This is a genomic window from Marinobacter subterrani, assembly GCF_001045555.1.
Classification (GTDB): Bacteria; Pseudomonadota; Gammaproteobacteria; order Pseudomonadales; family Oleiphilaceae; genus Marinobacter; species Marinobacter subterrani.
In genome coordinates this window covers 743,429-758,997 of record NZ_LFBU01000001.1, presented here as the reverse complement: position 1 = coordinate 758,997, position 15,569 = coordinate 743,429, and the positions used below count along the sequence as shown (strand labels likewise).

Below are 15,569 nucleotides of genomic sequence, written 5' to 3'. Positions count from 1 at the left end.
TCAGGGGCCTTCTTCTTCCTGAACAATCTCCAGCAGTGCCTTCGATGCATTGCTGAGCTGCCTTCCTGCCAGCCCGATGCCTCCGAGAACCCGGGATACCGGCCGGTTGATCTCCAGCACGCGAAGGCTCTCATCCACCATCCGCATCGGTAATACGCTCCAGCCAAGGCCGACGCTGGTCATCATTTTCAGGGTTTCCAGGTAATTCGTTGGCATCTGCGGGTTGAGGTGGAGGTTGGCTTCCAGGAACAGCCGGCTAACCACCCTGTAGGTGGCTGTTGAGGTGTCGGGCAGCAGCGCAGGATGATCAGCCAGGTCTGAAAGTACCGGTTTGTTCAGTCTCGCCAGTGGATGCTCAACGCCTGCCACAAATTCCATCGGGTCTGGCCACTGCGCGAATACCTTGAAGCTGGGCTCCATGCTGTCGCTCAGGGTGACGAACGCGAGCTCGGCGTTGCGCTTGCGCATCTGCTCATAAGCGGCATCGGATTCCATGAATTGCAGGTTGATGGAGACCTGCGGGTATTGCCGTTTGAACCGGCGAAGCCAGTTGGGAAGGTGGTGCAGGCCGATGTGGTGGCTGGCAATAATCTGAAGCTCGCCTTCCACCTGGCCCGAATCCGGCGAAAGGGCGACACGGGCGTTGTGGATTTCGTCCAGAATCTTTCGGGCATGGGGGAGCAGGCGGTTGCCTGCGTCAGTCAGGCGGATCTGGCGGTGGCTGCGGTCAATCAGACTGGTGCCCAACTGGTTTTCCAGGGCTGCCAAGCGCTTGGAGATTGCCGGCTGTGTCAGATGCAGTATCTCAGCGGCTTCCGAGAACGAGCCCTGATCTACGATGGTCAGGAAGGCTTTTAATGCGTTTGAATCCATGCCTGTTTTTCCGGTATTTGAACCTGGGGGAAGGTCCCGGGTTGGAACAGCGTTTTCAAAACACGCCGACAAGCACGTCCATGTGGGCTCGTTTCGGGCCATCCCTGGCCCTCTACGGTTTTGAAAACGCTGTTCCAACCCGCTCCCCAGAGTGTCGCGAATACCCGCAAAGTTCTGGGAGTATGGAGGGCAGAGCTTCCCAAAACCGTGGAGCGCCAGGGATGGCGCGACCGAGCCCTACAGGGACGTATTCACGGGCGTGTTTTGGGAAGCTCTGCCCTCCATGCGACCTTCACCGAAGCTTATCGAATAACCCAAAGGAATGCGATAGATGAAAAACATGAATTGAGGTTATCCATGGCAAAGCGGTAAGATGGACCATCAAATGCGATAACCAGAAACCCCCAGAGAGTGAGAGAGAACCATGGCGGGCAAGACCTTATACGATAAATTGTGGGACGATCATCTCGTCAAACAGCGCGACGATGGCTCCGCGCTGATTTATATCGATCGTCACTTACTGCACGAAGTGACCTCACCGCAGGCGTTCGAAGGCCTGCGCCTGGCCGGGCGCAAGCCGTGGCGGATTGATGCCAACATTGCGACCCCGGACCACAACGTTCCGACCACTGATCGTGAACGGGGTGTGGAAGGTATTGTCGACCCGGTATCCCGGATTCAGGTGGAAACCCTCGACAAGAACTGCGATGAGTTCGGGATTCTTGAGTTCAAGATCAAGGACCAGCGCCAGGGTATTGTGCATGTGATTGGGCCAGAGCAGGGCGCCACCTTGCCCGGCATGAGCATTGTCTGTGGTGATTCCCACACCTCTACCCATGGGGCATTTGGCTGTCTGGCGCACGGTATCGGTACCAGTGAGGTTGAGCATGTGCTGGCGACCCAGTGCCTGGTGCAGCAGAAGATGAAGAACATGCTGGTGAAGGTGAATGGCAAGCTCGGGCCGCGGGTGACCGGCAAGGATGTGGTTCTGGCCATTATCAGCAAGATCGGCACGGCCGGCGGGACCGGCCATGCGATCGAGTTTGGTGGTGAGGCTATTCGGGGTTTGAGCATGGAAGCCCGGATGACCATCTGCAACATGTCGATCGAGGCCGGTGCCCGGGTGGGTATGGTTGCAGTCGACGACACCACGATTGAATACGTGCGTGGCCGTCCGTTCTCGCCCAAGGGCGAGCAGTGGGATGCGGCGATGGACTACTGGCGTACCCTGCACAGTGACGAGGACGCGGTTTTCGACAAGGTTGTTGAGCTGGAAGGCTCGGAAATCCAGCCACAGGTGAGCTGGGGTACTTCCCCTGAAATGGTTGCCGGGGTTGGCGGCAATGTGCCGGACCCGGAGAAGGAAGCCGATCCGATCAAGCGTGAGGGCATCGTGCGCGCGCTGAAATACATGGGCTTGCAGGCGAATATGCCGATTACCGACATCAAGCTGGACAGGGTGTTTATCGGTTCCTGCACCAACAGCCGTATTGAGGATTTGCGCGAGGCGGCTGCCGTGGTGAAGGGGCGCAAGGTGTCTCCAACGCTGAAGCAGGCCATGGTGGTGCCGGGATCCGGGTTGGTGAAGGTGCAGGCGGAGCAGGAGGGCCTGGACAGGATTTTCATTGAAGCGGGTCTGGAATGGCGCGATCCGGGTTGCTCCATGTGCCTGGCCATGAACGCCGACAAGCTGGGCCAGGGCGAGCATTGTGCCTCCACGTCGAACCGGAATTTCGAAGGGCGCCAGGGCTTTGGTGGTCGCACCCATCTGGTGAGCCCGGCCATGGCGGCGGCCGCTGCGGTGGCGGGCCATTTCGTTGATGTCCGTGAGCTGATGAACTGATCCACAGGAGAGAACCATGCGCGCATTTACGCAACACCAGGGCGTTGTCGCCCCCATGGACCGTTCCAATGTGGACACGGACATGATTATTCCCAAGCAGTTTCTGAAATCCATCAAGCGCACCGGTTTCGGGCCGAACCTGTTTGACGAGCTGCGCTATCTGGACGAAGGCAGGCCGGATCAGGACTGCTCCAAGCGGCCGATCAATCCGGATTTTGTCCTGAATCAGGACCGGTACAAGGGCGCCAGTGTACTCTTGGCCCGGCGCAATTTTGGTTGCGGGTCGAGCCGCGAGCACGCCCCCTGGGCACTGGAAGATTTCGGCTTCCGGGTGATCATTGCTCCGAGTTTTGCCGATATTTTCTATAACAACTGCTTCAAGAATGGTCTGTTACCCATTGTTCTTCCTGAGGAAGTGGTTGATCGGCTTTTCCAGGAGGCGGAGCAGAGCGAAGGCTATCAGTTGTCGGTGGACCTTGACGCCAGAACGGTAACCACACCGTCTGATGAGACCTTCAGTTTCGAGGTGGATGATTTCCGCCGCCACTGCCTGCTGAACGGCCTGGATGATATTGGTGTCACGCTGGAGGATGCAGACGCTATCAAGTCCTATGAAGACAGTCGCCGGAAAACAGCGCCCTGGTTGTTTGGTGCGGGCAGCTGACTTTGGTGCTGCAGGTGATTTTGATGTCGGATTACGCTGGTGCTAATCCGACCTACCTGTCTGGCCGCTATCCGAAGAAAACCCCAATTAAGTAGGTGGGATTAGCCAAAGGCGTAATCCGACAGGGACTCTACGAAAATCCCAATTAGGTAGGCCGAATTAGCGCGAGCGTAATCCGACAGAGACCCTACGAAAATCCCAATTAGGTAGGCCGGATTAGCGCGAGCATAATCCGACAGGGACCCTACGAAAATCCCAATTAGGTAGGTCGGATTAGCGCGAGCGTAATCCGACACAGAGAAATGGAACAAGGAAAACACATGCCCAGAACAGTATTAATGCTTCCCGGCGACGGCATCGGCCCGGAAATCGTTGCGGAAGCCGAAAAGGTGCTTCATAAAATCAATGATCAGTTCGATCTTGGTCTGAATTTCGAATCTGCTCTTGTCGGCGGCGCGGCGATTGATGAAGCCGACACGCCGCTGCCGGAGGAGACGCTGGAAAAGGCGCGGAAGGCCGATGCCATCCTGCTGGGCGCCGTTGGCGGCCCGCAATGGGACGGCCTGCCGATGGCCAAGCGCCCGGAGAAAGGGCTGCTCGGATTGCGTTCCAATCTGGAGCTGTTTGCCAACCTGCGCCCGGCCATCCTGTATCCACAGCTGGCCTCCGCGTCGTCATTGAAGCCGGAAGTGGTATCCGGTCTGGACATCATGATTGTCCGGGAACTGACTGGCGGCATCTATTTTGGTCAGCCGCGCGGCGTTCGCGAACTGGAAAGCGGAGAGCGTCAGGGCTACAACACCTACGCTTATACAGAATCGGAAATTCGTCGTATCGGCCGGGTCGCCTTCGAGGCAGCCCAGCAGCGGGGCAAGAAGCTGTGTTCCGTTGACAAGGCGAATGTTCTGGAAGTCACTGTTCTGTGGCGGGAAATCATGAACGATCTGCGTCGGGAATACCCGGATGTGGAGCTCTCCCACATGTATGTGGATAATGCCGCCATGCAGCTGGTTCGGGCACCCAAGCAGTTCGATGTGATTGTGACTGGCAACATGTTTGGTGATATTCTTTCCGACGAAGCGGCTATGCTTACCGGCTCCATTGGCATGTTGCCCTCGGCGTCGCTGAACTCCGAAAAGCAGGGCATGTACGAGCCGTGCCACGGTTCAGCGCCGGACATTGCCGGCAAGGGCATTGCCAATCCGCTGGCCACCATCCTCAGTGCCGCCATGATGTTGCGGTACAGTCTGAATGAGGAAACGGCCGCAGAGGCGATTGAAGCGGCGGTCAGCAAGGTTCTGGACCAGGGCCTGCGAACGGCAGATATCATGTCGGAAGGCGCGAAGCGGGTTTCCACCCGGGAAATGGGTGAGGCGGTACTCGCTGCGTTATAATCAGCGCTTCTGAATACAGTGTATTCGAGACCCGACGGCAGCGGGATGCAGTTGCCGCGGGATCATCCATCCTGTCCCTGCCAGCGATAAAGGCAGCGGGCGGGCATAAAACGAGGTCTAAAGATCGCACATGAAGCGAGTTGGACTTGTAGGTTGGCGTGGCATGGTGGGCTCGGTCCTCATGCAGCGCATGCGTGAAGAAAACGATTTCGCCGATATCGAACCGGTGTTTTTCACCACCTCCCAGGCTGGCAAACCGGCCCCGGACGTTGGCAAGCAGGGCGTGCCCGCCCTGCAGGACGCGTTTGATATCGAGATTCTGAAAACCATGGATGTGATCGTGACCTGCCAGGGTGGCGATTACACCGGTGCGGTTTACCAGAAACTCCGTGATGCAGGCTGGGAAGGCTACTGGATTGACGCCGCCTCCACGCTCCGGATGGTCGACCACTCGGTGATTGTTCTGGATCCGGTGAACCGCAATGTGATTGATGCGGCGCTGGAAAAGGGCGTCAAGGATTACATCGGCGGTAACTGCACCGTCAGCCTGATGATGCTGGCCCTGGGTGGTCTGCTGGAAGAGGACCTGATCGAGTGGGTATCCCCCATGACCTATCAGGCGGCTTCCGGTTCCGGTGCACAGAACATGCGTGAACTGCTGAACCAGATGGGCGAGCTCAACAGCAGCGTCAGTGCCGAGCTGGAGGACCCTTCTTCGGCGATTCTGGAAATTGACCGGAAGGTGACCGAAACCATGCGCTCCGATGGTTTCCCGACCGAGCATTTTCAGGTGCCGCTGGCCGGTAGCCTGATTCCGTTCATCGACAAACAGCTCGATAACGGCATGAGCAAGGAAGAGTGGAAGGCCGGGGTTGAGACCAACAAGATTCTCGGTCGCTCGGATAATCCGATTCCTATTGACGGTATCTGCGTGCGGATCGGGGCCATGCGCTCCCACAGCCAGGCGCTGACCATCAAGCTGAAGAAGGATCTGCCGGTTGCCGAGATCGAGTCGATCCTGGCCACGGCCAACGACTGGGTGAAGGTCATCCCCAACGATCGCGATGCGAGCATCCGGGAGCTGACACCGGCCAAGGTGACTGGCACATTGAGTGTGCCCATCGGTCGGATCCGCAAGCTGTCCATGGGGCCAGAGTACATTTCTGCGTTTACCGTGGGTGACCAGTTGCTCTGGGGCGCCGCTGAGCCGCTGCGTCGTATGCTCCGGATCCTTCAGGAGCGTTAAGAATTGTTACACAGAGGCAATAAATGCCAACTGTGTCCGGTTTCGGTAAACCGGTTAGGGGGCGGAGGCTGATTTCAGCCTCCGCCCCTGTTATTTTCAAGAGCGCTAGGCAGTTCCGCGTGATTGATAAAAAAATGGTACAAGGATTGCGGCTGATTGATTGATAAACGAGGTTTTATCAACAATACTTGCCGGACTGAAAATTAAAAAGAACCCATAATAACGAGAATTATCCAGACGGAAGTCATCCAACCTCGTCCGATTCTGTTTGTAAAAGAGCAGTAACGAATAACGGAGACTGGAAAGGAAAAAGCATGAAGGTACGCAAGCTTGCGGTTGCCCTGGCTCTGGCGGGAGGGCTCGGATCCGGCGTCGCACACGCCCTTGGGCTGGGTGAAATTGAACTTCAGTCCTATCTGAATGAGCCACTGGACGCAGAGATCGTTCTGCCCCAAAGCCGTGGCATCAATCCGGCGGACGTGTTCGTCAACATTGCGTCGGAACAGGCGTACGAGCAGGTGGGGCTGGATCGCAACCAGTTTCTGAGCAAGCTCCGGTTCCAGGTGGTCACCCGTAACGATGGCAGTCTCGCTGTCAGCGTCTCCTCGCGTGAGCCCCTGAGGGAGCCGTACCTCAATTTCCTGCTGGAAATGACCTGGCCGAACGGCCGGTTGATGCGTGAATACGCCGTGCTTGTTGATCCGCCCGTGTACGCAGAAGAATCGGGTGTTCAGGAAGCCGTTAACGTACCTGGCGCCGCGGCCACTGAAACAACCCGGCAGCCATCGGCAACCCGTAGCCAGGAATCAGCCCGCCGCCAGGCGCAGGCCGAGCGTTCACTGGGCACCGGCTATCAGGCCGATACCTTCGGGCCGACCGGGCCATCGGACACCCTGTGGACCATTGCTGCCCGAGTTCGTCCCAATGACAGCGTTTCCATGCAGCAGGTCATGCTGGCAATCCAGGATCTGAACCCGGACGCCTTCATCAGCAATAACATCAACCGTCTGAAGCGCGGCGAAGTTCTCCGTGTACCCTCGCTTGATCAGATCCAGAGCCGGACCCGTGCCCAGGCGACGCGCATTGTCAGCCAGCAGAACGAGGAGTTCCGGTCGCCACAGCGTACCGTGGATGCAACTGAGGGCCAGCAACAACAACCCCAGGCCGCGACTCCGGCAGCCGGTGGTGACGAGCTGAAGCTGGTCGTCGCAGACAAAACCGGCCGCGATTCTTCTGAAGGTGGCTCGGCAGGCGGCGACGGGCAATTGCCCGGTGGCGCTGATGCCGGCACCGCTGTTGTGATGGAAGAGCTGGAAAGCGCCCGGCGCGAAAATACCGAGCTGAACAGCCGGGTGGAAGATCTGCAGGCCCAGGTTGAGACACTCCAGCGTCTGATTGAGCTGAAGAATACCCAGCTTGCCGAGATTCAGCAGTCAGTCGGCGACGCAGCTCAGGGCGAACCGGCAACCCCGACTGAGGCCACGAGCGCCGAAGCCGAAACAGTCGCCACCGGAGAGCCATCCGCAACCAAGGAAGATGCGACAGCGACGGACACTACCGAAGAGACACCGTCGGATGCGTCACCAGTAGCAGGTGGCCAGGCCGAAGCCGGCTCTGCCACAGGCACAGATGAAAGCGCTGCCGGGGAAACCGAGACCGCAGGCGCCGGTAAGCCTGCGACAGCCAGTGCCGATTCCGCGGCTGAGAAGTCCGGTGAGGAAATGGCAGAACCCGCACCTGCTGCATCGCAGCCTTCACAAACCGCACAGCCCTCACCCAGGCCCGCGCCCCAGGCGCCTGCTGCGGACAAAGGCTTCCCGGGTAATGTGATAGACGCCATTACCAATAACCCGATGTATCAGGTCGCCCTCGGCGGCGGGTTGATCGTGCTTCTGTTGTTGTTGCTGCTACTTGCTCGCCGCAATGCCAATCGTGAAAAAGCGTTTTATGAGCAACTGAACAGTGGCGAGAACGACGAGGGTGCAGATTCCTTTGATCTCACGCTTGATGAAGAAGATCAGGAATCTGCCGCCAGTGATGCCCTCGAGGAAGCTGACGCCTATATCGCCTACGGCCGCCACGATCAGGCGGCACAGGCGCTTGAGGCCGCAATCTCCCGGGAGCCCAGTCGAACCGACCTTCGCCTGAAACTCCTGGGCGTGTATGCAGATACTCAGGATCGCCAGTCTTTTGAGCGGCAGTTCGGCGAAATCGAGGCTCTGGACGACGAGGACGCCCTGTCGGCCGCCAGCGATCTTCGTGGCCGGCTGGAAGAAGCGGAATCCATGCCAAGCATCGATGACCTCGAGTCACAACTGCGTTCGGATTCATTTGCAACGTCCTATGACACCGAGACTGACGCCAGTGATGAGACGGCTACGCCGGAGTCGGATGAACTCCTGGCCGACCAGTTTGATGCCAAGAAGGAGGAGTCTGAGGAGAACGAGTTCGGTGATTTTGACTCCGATCTTTCTGACTTTGACCTGAGTGAATTTGAAGAGCGGGAAGGTTCCGAGTCTCCGGTTGCCTCAGGAACTGAAGAAGCCGAAGCCCGGGAGGATCAGGAGGAAGAAAGCAAAGACGACCTGATTGAATTTGACCTGTCGGGTATTGAGCGTGAATCCGACGAGAAAGCCGCTGAACCAGAGGAAGTGCCGGAATCTCTCGAGTGGGATATGAGCTCGGATTTCGAAAAGGATCTTGAGGAATTGGCGGACGATGAATCGAAAACCGATGAGCTTGAGGATGAGCTGAACCTGGAACTCGACGACGATGAGCTGGAACAGGACCCTCTGGCTGGCGATGAAGGCGGCGTTATCGAAGAGAGCGCAACTGCCGAGGCCGAACCCGAGTCTGATGCGGAATCCGATCTTGAGACACTGGACGAGTCCTTCCTGGATGAACTGGACGCAGAGCTGGACAAGGTGGCCGGAGAAGAAGACGAACTCGGCGGCAGCGAGATGGAGGAATCCTCTCTGGACGACCTTGAGCTGGATGTGTCAGACGAAGACCTGGCGCTGATGGAGGAGTTCTCCGATTCTGCGGATTCGACCAACCACGAGGCGGAAGATGTGGCATCCCTGGATGAGGAGCTGGGCCTTGAAGACACCCTCGCCGAAGGCGATGTGTTGGGCGATAGTGAAGCGGCCGGGCCGGAAGAAACCGTCGAGGGCGTCGAGGAGCTTGAGCAGCAGGGCGTAGAGGACACCCTGGAAGATCAGGAACTCGCCGCTGATGTTGACGAGGCGTCTGATGAAGACCTGGAGTTGCCCGTCGCGTCGGATGAGGTAGCAGATGAACCGTCCCGGTCGTCGGTTCCGGATCTCGACGAAAGTGATCTGGGGGATGACGATGACTTTGATTTCCTGGCGGGTACCGATGAGGCTGCCACCAAGCTTGATCTTGCCCGGGCTTACATCGAGATGGGCGATGCCGATGGCGCCAGGGATATCCTCGAGGAAGTCGCCCTGGAAGGCAACGAGGATCAGAAGTTGGAGGCACAGGATCTCCTTAAAAATCTGTCCTGATCCGTTATAATCGGGTCTTACAGGCAGCAAACGCCGGCCGTCGGGTTCATTCCCGGCATCAAGCCGGCGTTTTGCTTTCACAGAAACACTCGTTCCGGATCCGCCTTTGTTTCTTGAAACCCAGCAACTCACCACGGATAACGCTATTGGAGCAGGGCGCGTTGCGCTCGCGTTTGAGTATGATGGCCGCAGTTTTCATGGCTGGCAGCTCCAGAAATCCGGAGTACGGTCTGTAGAAGCCGAGCTTACCCGGGCGGTTGCAAAGGTCGCCGACCATCCGGTGGATCTGGTCTGTGCCGGGCGCACAGACGCCGGCGTCCACGCAAGCTACCAGATTGCCCATTTTGATACGCCTTCCGTGCGGAATCTCCGTTCCTGGGTCATGGGTATCAATACCGCGTTGCCCGAGGACATTTCCGTGCATTGGGCAGGGAACGGCACCGGTGACTTCCATGCCCGTTTTTCGGCCACCTACCGTCGGTACCGCTACATTATCTACAACCATCCGGTGCGGCCGGGTATCCAGCGGGGGCAGGTGAGCTGGACATTCCGCCCCCTTGATGCCGAACTCATGGATCGGGCAGCACAGGTGCTGGCCGGTGAACACGATTTCTCGTCGTTCCGTGCCGCCGGCTGCCAGTCCCGTACGCCCATCCGGTTTCTGGAGAGGATCTCGGTAACCCGGAAGCGTGATTTTGTCGTAATAGATGTGCAGGCGAATGCATTCCTGCATCACATGGTGCGTAATATTGCCGGGGCGTTGATGGCGGTTGGAGCGGGGAGGCAGCCAGCAGAGTGGATTCATGAGATACTGGCTGCCAGAGACCGTACAGTTGCCGGTGTGACCGCGCCGCCCCACGGCCTGTATCTTGTTGATGTGGGGTATCCCGGGGCGTTTGGTGTACCTGCCGCCGAGTGTGGTCCCGGGTTTTTGAGGCCCTGGTACAGTCGGGCGGAAAATAGCCCGCTTGCACCCACACATATCCATCCCAGACAACGGGTTCTGAGCCAATGAGCGCACGCGTGAAGATATGCGGTCTGACTCGTCCTGAGGACGTTGATGCCGCGGTTGATTGTGGCGCAGATGCGGTTGGCTTCGTGTTCTATGGGCCAAGCCCCCGGGCCGTTTCGGTGGCTCAGGCGGCAGAACTGGTTCGCCGTGTCCCTGCCTTTGTCTCCGTGGTCGGCCTGTTTGTAAATCCTGCTCATCAGGAAGTCGAGGCCGTGCTCGAGAAGGTTCCGCTGGATCTTTTGCAATTCCACGGCGATGAAACCGCCGCTTTCTGCGCTACCTTTGCTCGACGCTGGATCAAGGCGATCCGGGTGCGGGAACCCGGCCAGATCGAGCGCGCTTTTGACGAATACCGGGCCTCTTCGGGGCTGCTGGTGGATGCATGGGATCCGGAAAAATACGGCGGTACCGGAAAGGCGTTCAACTGGGATCTTATTCCGACGGAGAGGCCGCTCCCGCTTATATTGGCCGGCGGTTTGTCATCTGCTAACGTATTCGCCGCAGTAAACCAGGTGAAACCGTGGGCGGTGGATGTCAGCGGCGGCGTCGAACAAGGCAAAGGCATCAAGGATTGCCAGAAAATTTCTTATTTTATCAAAGAGGTTCACCGTGTCTGTAAAACTGACTGAAGAAATGCTGAGCGCACTGCCGGACGCGCGGGGTCACTTCGGGGCCTTTGGTGGGCGGTTTGTTTCCGAGACTCTGATGGATTCCCTGATGACGCTCGAGAAAGAATATAACCGCCTCAAGAAAGACCCGGAATTTCAGGCGCAGTTCGACAAGGAACTGGCGGATTATGTGGGCCGGCCCACGCCTCTTTACTTTGCCGAGCGACTGACCCGTGAGACCGGCGGTGCGCAGATCTGGCTGAAGCGGGAAGACCTTTGCCACACCGGTGCCCACAAGGTGAATAACACCATTGGCCAGGCACTGCTCGCCAGTTTTCTGGGTAAAAAGCGGATTATCGCAGAGACCGGCGCTGGCCAGCACGGGGTGGCCACGGCCACAGTCTGTGCCCGGCTGGGGCTTGAATGTCACGTGTTCATGGGGGCGGAGGATGTCCAGCGCCAGTCGCTGAACGTTTTCAGAATGAAGCTGTTGGGGGCTGAGGTCCACGCTGTCGAGAGTGGCACCAAAACCCTGAAGGACGCCATGAACGATGCCATGCGTGACTGGGTGGCGAACGTTGATGAAACCTTCTATATCATCGGAACGGTGGCCGGACCGCACCCATATCCGATGCTGGTCCGTGATTTCCAGTCGGTCATCGGCAGGGAGACCCGCCGCCAGTGCCTCGAGAAAACCGGTAAATTACCGGACGCCCTGGTTGCCTGTGTCGGTGGTGGCTCCAATGCGATCGGGCTGTTCTATCCATTCCTGGCGGATGAATCCGTGGAACTGTATGGCGTGGAAGCCGGTGGCCTGGGCATCGAAACCGGCAAGCACGCGGCCCCTCTGTGCGCCGGTCGTCCGGGCGTGCTGCACGGTAACCGGACCTACCTGATGGAAGACGAGAACGGCCAGATTGCGGGCACCCATTCGGTCAGTGCCGGTCTGGACTACCCTGGTGTGGGCCCGGAGCATAGCTGGCTCAAGGATATTGGCCGGGCACACTATGTGTCGGTGACCGACGATGAGGCGATGGAAGGTTTCCGCAAACTGACGCGCGTCGAAGGTATCATGCCCGCCCTGGAAACCGCTCACGCGGTGGCCTACGCCATCAAACTGGCGGCCACCATGGATAAAGACCAGATCGTGGTTATCAACGTCTCCGGTCGCGGAGACAAGGACATCAACACAGTTGCCAGGCTTGAAGGCATCAAGATCTGAAGAATCAACAGGAGCAGGCATGAGCCGAATCGAAGGGGTTCTCAAAACCCTGAAAGGACAGGGCCGGAAGGCGCTTATCCCTTACATTACCGCCGGTGATCCGCATCCCGATGTCACGGTAGATCTGATGCATACACTGGTTGCGGCCGGTGCTGACATAATCGAGCTGGGGGTGCCATTCTCGGACCCGATGGCCGATGGTCCCGTCATTCAGTTGGCCTGTGAGCGGGCCCTGGTGCACGGCACGTCCCTCCGGCAGGTCATTGGCATGGTCAAGGAGTTCCGCAAGACTGATGACACGACACCGGTGGTGTTGATGGGCTACCTGAACCCCATGGAAGCCATGGGCTATGAGAAGTTTGCGGACGCGGCCAAGGATGCGGGTGTGGACGGCATTCTGACGGTTGATCTGCCGCCTGAAGAGGCCGACGAGGTGGCACCGCTGTTCACCGCACGCGATCTTGACGCTATCTTCCTGCTGGCACCAACCACTACCGATGACCGGATTCGTGCGATCAGTGAGCACTCTTCCGGTTATGTGTACTATGTTTCAATCAAGGGTGTGACAGGTTCGGCCACAATCAACGTGGACGAGGTTGCCGCAAAAGTAAATCACATTCACAAGCTGACAGCACTTCCCGTGGGCGTCGGCTTCGGCATTCGGGATGCGGAAACGGCCGCTGCTGTGGGTCGGGTATCCGATGGTGTAATTGTTGGCAGTGTGCTGGTCGATACAATAGCCAGGAATCAGGCAGATACCGACCAGCTCAAGCGAGCACTGACGGATCTGCTTCACCCGATGCGCGAAGCGCTGGACAGCCTGGCCTCCTGATTGACAGGTGTGAGGGCAGACAGGCATCAAAGGACAGGATGAAACCATGAGTAACTGGCTGGACAAGATCATGCCGAGCAAGATTCGCTCGGAATCCAAGCAGAGAACCGGTGTACCGGAAGGGCTTTGGAAGAAATGCCCTAAATGCGGCGCATTTCTCTACAAGCCGGAGCTTGAGAAAAATCTCGATGTTTGCCCGAAGTGTAACCACCATCTCAGGGTGCCTGCCCGCCGGCGTCTGGATGTGTTCCTTGACGAGGACGGCCGGGAAGAGATTGCTGCCGAGCTTGAGCCATGGGATCGCCTGAAGTTCAAGGATACCAAGCGCTACAAGGATCGCCTGTCCCAGGCCCAGAAAGCGACGGGGGAGAAGGACGCGCTGATTGCCATGAGGGGTACGACCCTCGGTGTTCCACTGGTCGCCTGCGCCTTCGAGTTCAACTTTCTGGGTGGCTCCATGGGCCAGGTGGTCGGCGAGAAATTCGTTCAGGCTGCCAATGTTGCGCTGGAACACCATATTCCCCTGGTCTGTTTTTCCGCCAGTGGCGGTGCGCGGATGCAGGAAGCCATCCTGTCACTGATGCAGATGTCAAAAACCGCTGCAGTCCTTGAGCGAATGAAACAGGAAGGCATTCCCTATATTTCGGTGATGACAGACCCGGTTTTCGGCGGGGTGTCCGCCAGCCTGGCGATGCTCGGCGATCTCAATATCGCTGAGCCCAACGCCCTGATCGGTTTTGCCGGCCCACGGGTCATCGAGCAGACGGTTCGTGAAAAGCTGCCGGAAGGGTTCCAGCGCAGTGAGTTTCTGCTGGAGCACGGGGCGATTGACATGATCCTTCATCGTCACCAGATGCGCGAGCGGATTGCCCATGTTCTGGCCAAGTTCACCGGCCAGGAGCGCCCGGGCACCGAAGACCCCATCGAGTTTGAAGTGTCGGAAAAGCCCGAAACAGATGCCCCCGCCGAGTGACCCCTCCAGCCAGCTCCCGGTTTCGCCGGGGGCTGGTGCCAGCGTTGACCATTGGCTAGCCTATCTTGAGGCGATACACCCGACAGAGATTGACCTGGGGCTGGATCGCGTCCTGATCGTGCTTCGCAGGCTTTTCCCGCGCAAGCCGCAAGCCCGCATCATCACGATTGCCGGCACCAACGGCAAGGGCAGTGCGGTTGCCGCTGTAGAGGCTCTCCTGCGTGCCGCCGGGCGCCGGACCGGTGCCTACACCTCGCCGCATCTCCAGCGCTATAACGAGCGTGTCCGCCTGGACGGTACTGATATCCCGGACGAGGCGCTGATCAGGGCCTTTGAGGCCGTCGAGGCAGCTCGTGGAACAGTCTCTTTGACCTATTTCGAATTCGGTACGCTGGCGGCGTTCGTCGCTTTCGCCAACGCCGGTGTCGATCAGTGGATTCTGGAGGTCGGTCTGGGCGGGCGGCTGGATGCGGTGAATGTCCTGGATGCCGATCTCGTTATCCTGACCTCGGTAGACATCGATCATGTTGCCTTTCTTGGCGATAACCGGGAAGTCATCGGTTTTGAAAAGGCCGGCGTCCTGAGGCCGGGAATTCCTGCTGTGTATGCTGATGATGATCCGCCCCGCTCGGTGCTACAGCAGGTTGCTGCGCAGAAGGTCAGTCTGGCCCTGCTGGGGCGCGATTATCACCTGTCACTGTCCGATGGTGAGAAGGGCGCGGGGTCAGGTCCCGGGCTTGAATATGGCGGGCGTCACCTCCGTCTGCCGGCCGGTCCGCTGCCGGTCAAAAGCGTTGCCGCAGCGGCCGTGGCGATCCAGAGTCTCGAGCCAGGCCTCGATGTTTCGGCAATAGAGGAAACGCTTTCTACCCTGAGTGTTCCCGGCCGGTTCGAATTGCTTGGGGAAAATCCGAAGATCTTTGTCGACGTCGGCCACAACCCTCATGCCGCTGGCTGGTTGTCTGGCCGGCTGGCGAGCCTGAAAGCGCCCGGTAAACAGATTCACGCCGTTTATGGTGCGCTGGCCGACAAGGACGTTGAAGGCGTCGGTCGGGCCATGGCCGCCGTGGTGGATCACTGGTATCTGGCCGGGCTTGATGTTCCAAGGGGGCTTTCGGGCTCTGTCCTGAAAAGCAGGCTTTCCGCTGCGGGCATAACCGATGCCAGGGTCTCGGAAACGGTTCTGGAGGCGTTGAAAGCGGCGTTATCAAATGCTGCGGCGGAAGATCTGCTGGTGGTTTTCGGTTCATTTTTTACCGTGGCGCAGGCCCGCGATATTCTGCTGCACAGGAATGAGTCGCGGCTCTGATATTGAACTGACCGCCTTAAACTTTGTCCATGGCGGCGGCCCAGCCTTTGAGTTCCGGCGGTCGGG

12 protein-coding genes are annotated in these 15,569 nt (G+C 58.4%); 11 read left to right on the top strand and 1 reads right to left on the bottom strand.

Annotated features, from left to right (window positions below; genetic code table 11):
• A complete protein-coding gene (locus msub_RS03545; RefSeq protein WP_048494735.1) occupies positions 1-873 on the bottom strand; it encodes a LysR family transcriptional regulator in 873 nt (290 codons plus the stop codon).
• 424 nt (positions 874-1,297) lie between these two features.
• On the opposite strand from msub_RS03545, the gene leuC reads away from it, so the two are divergent.
• The 11 genes from leuC (at position 1,298) to folC (ending at position 15,503) form a co-directional block, all read left to right on the top strand.
• Positions 1,298-2,716 carry a 3-isopropylmalate dehydratase large subunit gene (gene leuC / locus msub_RS03540; RefSeq protein ID WP_048494734.1) on the top strand — a complete coding sequence of 473 codons (1,419 nt, stop codon included), beginning with the start codon at positions 1,298-1,300 and terminating at the stop codon, positions 2,714-2,716.
• Between the two features lie 16 nt (positions 2,717-2,732).
• Positions 2,733-3,380 (top strand): 3-isopropylmalate dehydratase small subunit, encoded by a 648-nt coding sequence (gene leuD / locus msub_RS03535; protein WP_048494733.1) that lies wholly within the window; start codon positions 2,733-2,735, stop codon positions 3,378-3,380.
• 320 nt (positions 3,381-3,700) lie between these two features.
• Positions 3,701-4,774: a 3-isopropylmalate dehydrogenase gene (gene leuB, locus msub_RS03525; RefSeq protein WP_048494731.1), complete on the top strand. Its 1,074-nt coding sequence runs from the start codon at positions 3,701-3,703 to the stop codon at positions 4,772-4,774.
• A gap of 130 nt (positions 4,775-4,904) precedes the next feature.
• Positions 4,905-6,020, top strand: a complete 1,116-nt coding sequence (gene asd / locus msub_RS03520) for an aspartate-semialdehyde dehydrogenase (RefSeq protein WP_048494730.1) — start codon at positions 4,905-4,907, stop codon at positions 6,018-6,020.
• A gap of 314 nt (positions 6,021-6,334) precedes the next feature.
• The gene (locus msub_RS03515; RefSeq protein ID WP_048494729.1) at positions 6,335-9,547 is read left to right on the top strand and encodes a FimV/HubP family polar landmark protein; all 3,213 of its coding nucleotides are present in this window, start codon (positions 6,335-6,337) and stop codon (positions 9,545-9,547) included.
• 106 nt (positions 9,548-9,653) lie between these two features.
• Entirely contained in the window at positions 9,654-10,562 is a 909-nt protein-coding gene (gene truA / locus msub_RS03510; protein ID WP_048494728.1) for a tRNA pseudouridine(38-40) synthase TruA, read from the top strand.
• Complete coding sequence (locus tag msub_RS03505) at positions 10,559-11,188, top strand: phosphoribosylanthranilate isomerase (RefSeq protein WP_048494727.1); 630 nt, start codon at positions 10,559-10,561, stop codon at positions 11,186-11,188. Before truA ends, msub_RS03505 begins: the two co-directional genes overlap by 4 nt.
• Complete coding sequence (trpB, locus tag msub_RS03500; RefSeq protein WP_406564699.1) at positions 11,181-12,389, top strand: tryptophan synthase subunit beta; 1,209 nt, start codon at positions 11,181-11,183, stop codon at positions 12,387-12,389. Before msub_RS03505 ends, trpB begins: the two co-directional genes overlap by 8 nt.
• A 19-nt stretch (positions 12,390-12,408) precedes the next feature.
• Entirely contained in the window at positions 12,409-13,221 is an 813-nt protein-coding gene (gene trpA / locus msub_RS03495; protein WP_048494726.1) for a tryptophan synthase subunit alpha, read from the top strand.
• A gap of 46 nt (positions 13,222-13,267) precedes the next feature.
• Complete coding sequence (gene accD / locus msub_RS03490; protein ID WP_048494725.1) at positions 13,268-14,194, top strand: acetyl-CoA carboxylase, carboxyltransferase subunit beta; 927 nt, start codon at positions 13,268-13,270, stop codon at positions 14,192-14,194.
• The gene (gene folC / locus msub_RS03485) at positions 14,178-15,503 is read left to right on the top strand and encodes a bifunctional tetrahydrofolate synthase/dihydrofolate synthase (RefSeq protein WP_048494724.1); all 1,326 of its coding nucleotides are present in this window, start codon (positions 14,178-14,180) and stop codon (positions 15,501-15,503) included. Before accD ends, folC begins: the two co-directional genes overlap by 17 nt.
• Positions 15,504-15,569: the final 66 nt, after the last annotated feature.

Excerpts from the sequence above, each read along its gene's own strand:
- msub_RS03545 (WP_048494735.1), bottom strand. The coding sequence starts at position 873 with ATGGATTCAAACGCATTAAAAGCCTTCCTGACCATCGTAGATCAGGGC.
- leuC (WP_048494734.1), top strand. The coding sequence starts at position 1,298 with ATGGCGGGCAAGACCTTATACGATAAATTGTGGGACGATCATCTCGTC.
- leuD (WP_048494733.1), top strand. The coding sequence starts at position 2,733 with ATGCGCGCATTTACGCAACACCAGGGCGTTGTCGCCCCCATGGACCGT.
- leuB (WP_048494731.1), top strand. The coding sequence starts at position 3,701 with ATGCCCAGAACAGTATTAATGCTTCCCGGCGACGGCATCGGCCCGGAA.
- asd (WP_048494730.1), top strand. The coding sequence starts at position 4,905 with ATGAAGCGAGTTGGACTTGTAGGTTGGCGTGGCATGGTGGGCTCGGTC.
- msub_RS03515 (WP_048494729.1), top strand. The coding sequence starts at position 6,335 with ATGAAGGTACGCAAGCTTGCGGTTGCCCTGGCTCTGGCGGGAGGGCTC.
- msub_RS03505 (WP_048494727.1), top strand. The coding sequence starts at position 10,559 with ATGAGCGCACGCGTGAAGATATGCGGTCTGACTCGTCCTGAGGACGTT.
- trpA (WP_048494726.1), top strand. The coding sequence starts at position 12,409 with ATGAGCCGAATCGAAGGGGTTCTCAAAACCCTGAAAGGACAGGGCCGG.
- accD (WP_048494725.1), top strand. The coding sequence starts at position 13,268 with ATGAGTAACTGGCTGGACAAGATCATGCCGAGCAAGATTCGCTCGGAA.
- folC (WP_048494724.1), top strand. The coding sequence starts at position 14,178 with ATGCCCCCGCCGAGTGACCCCTCCAGCCAGCTCCCGGTTTCGCCGGGG.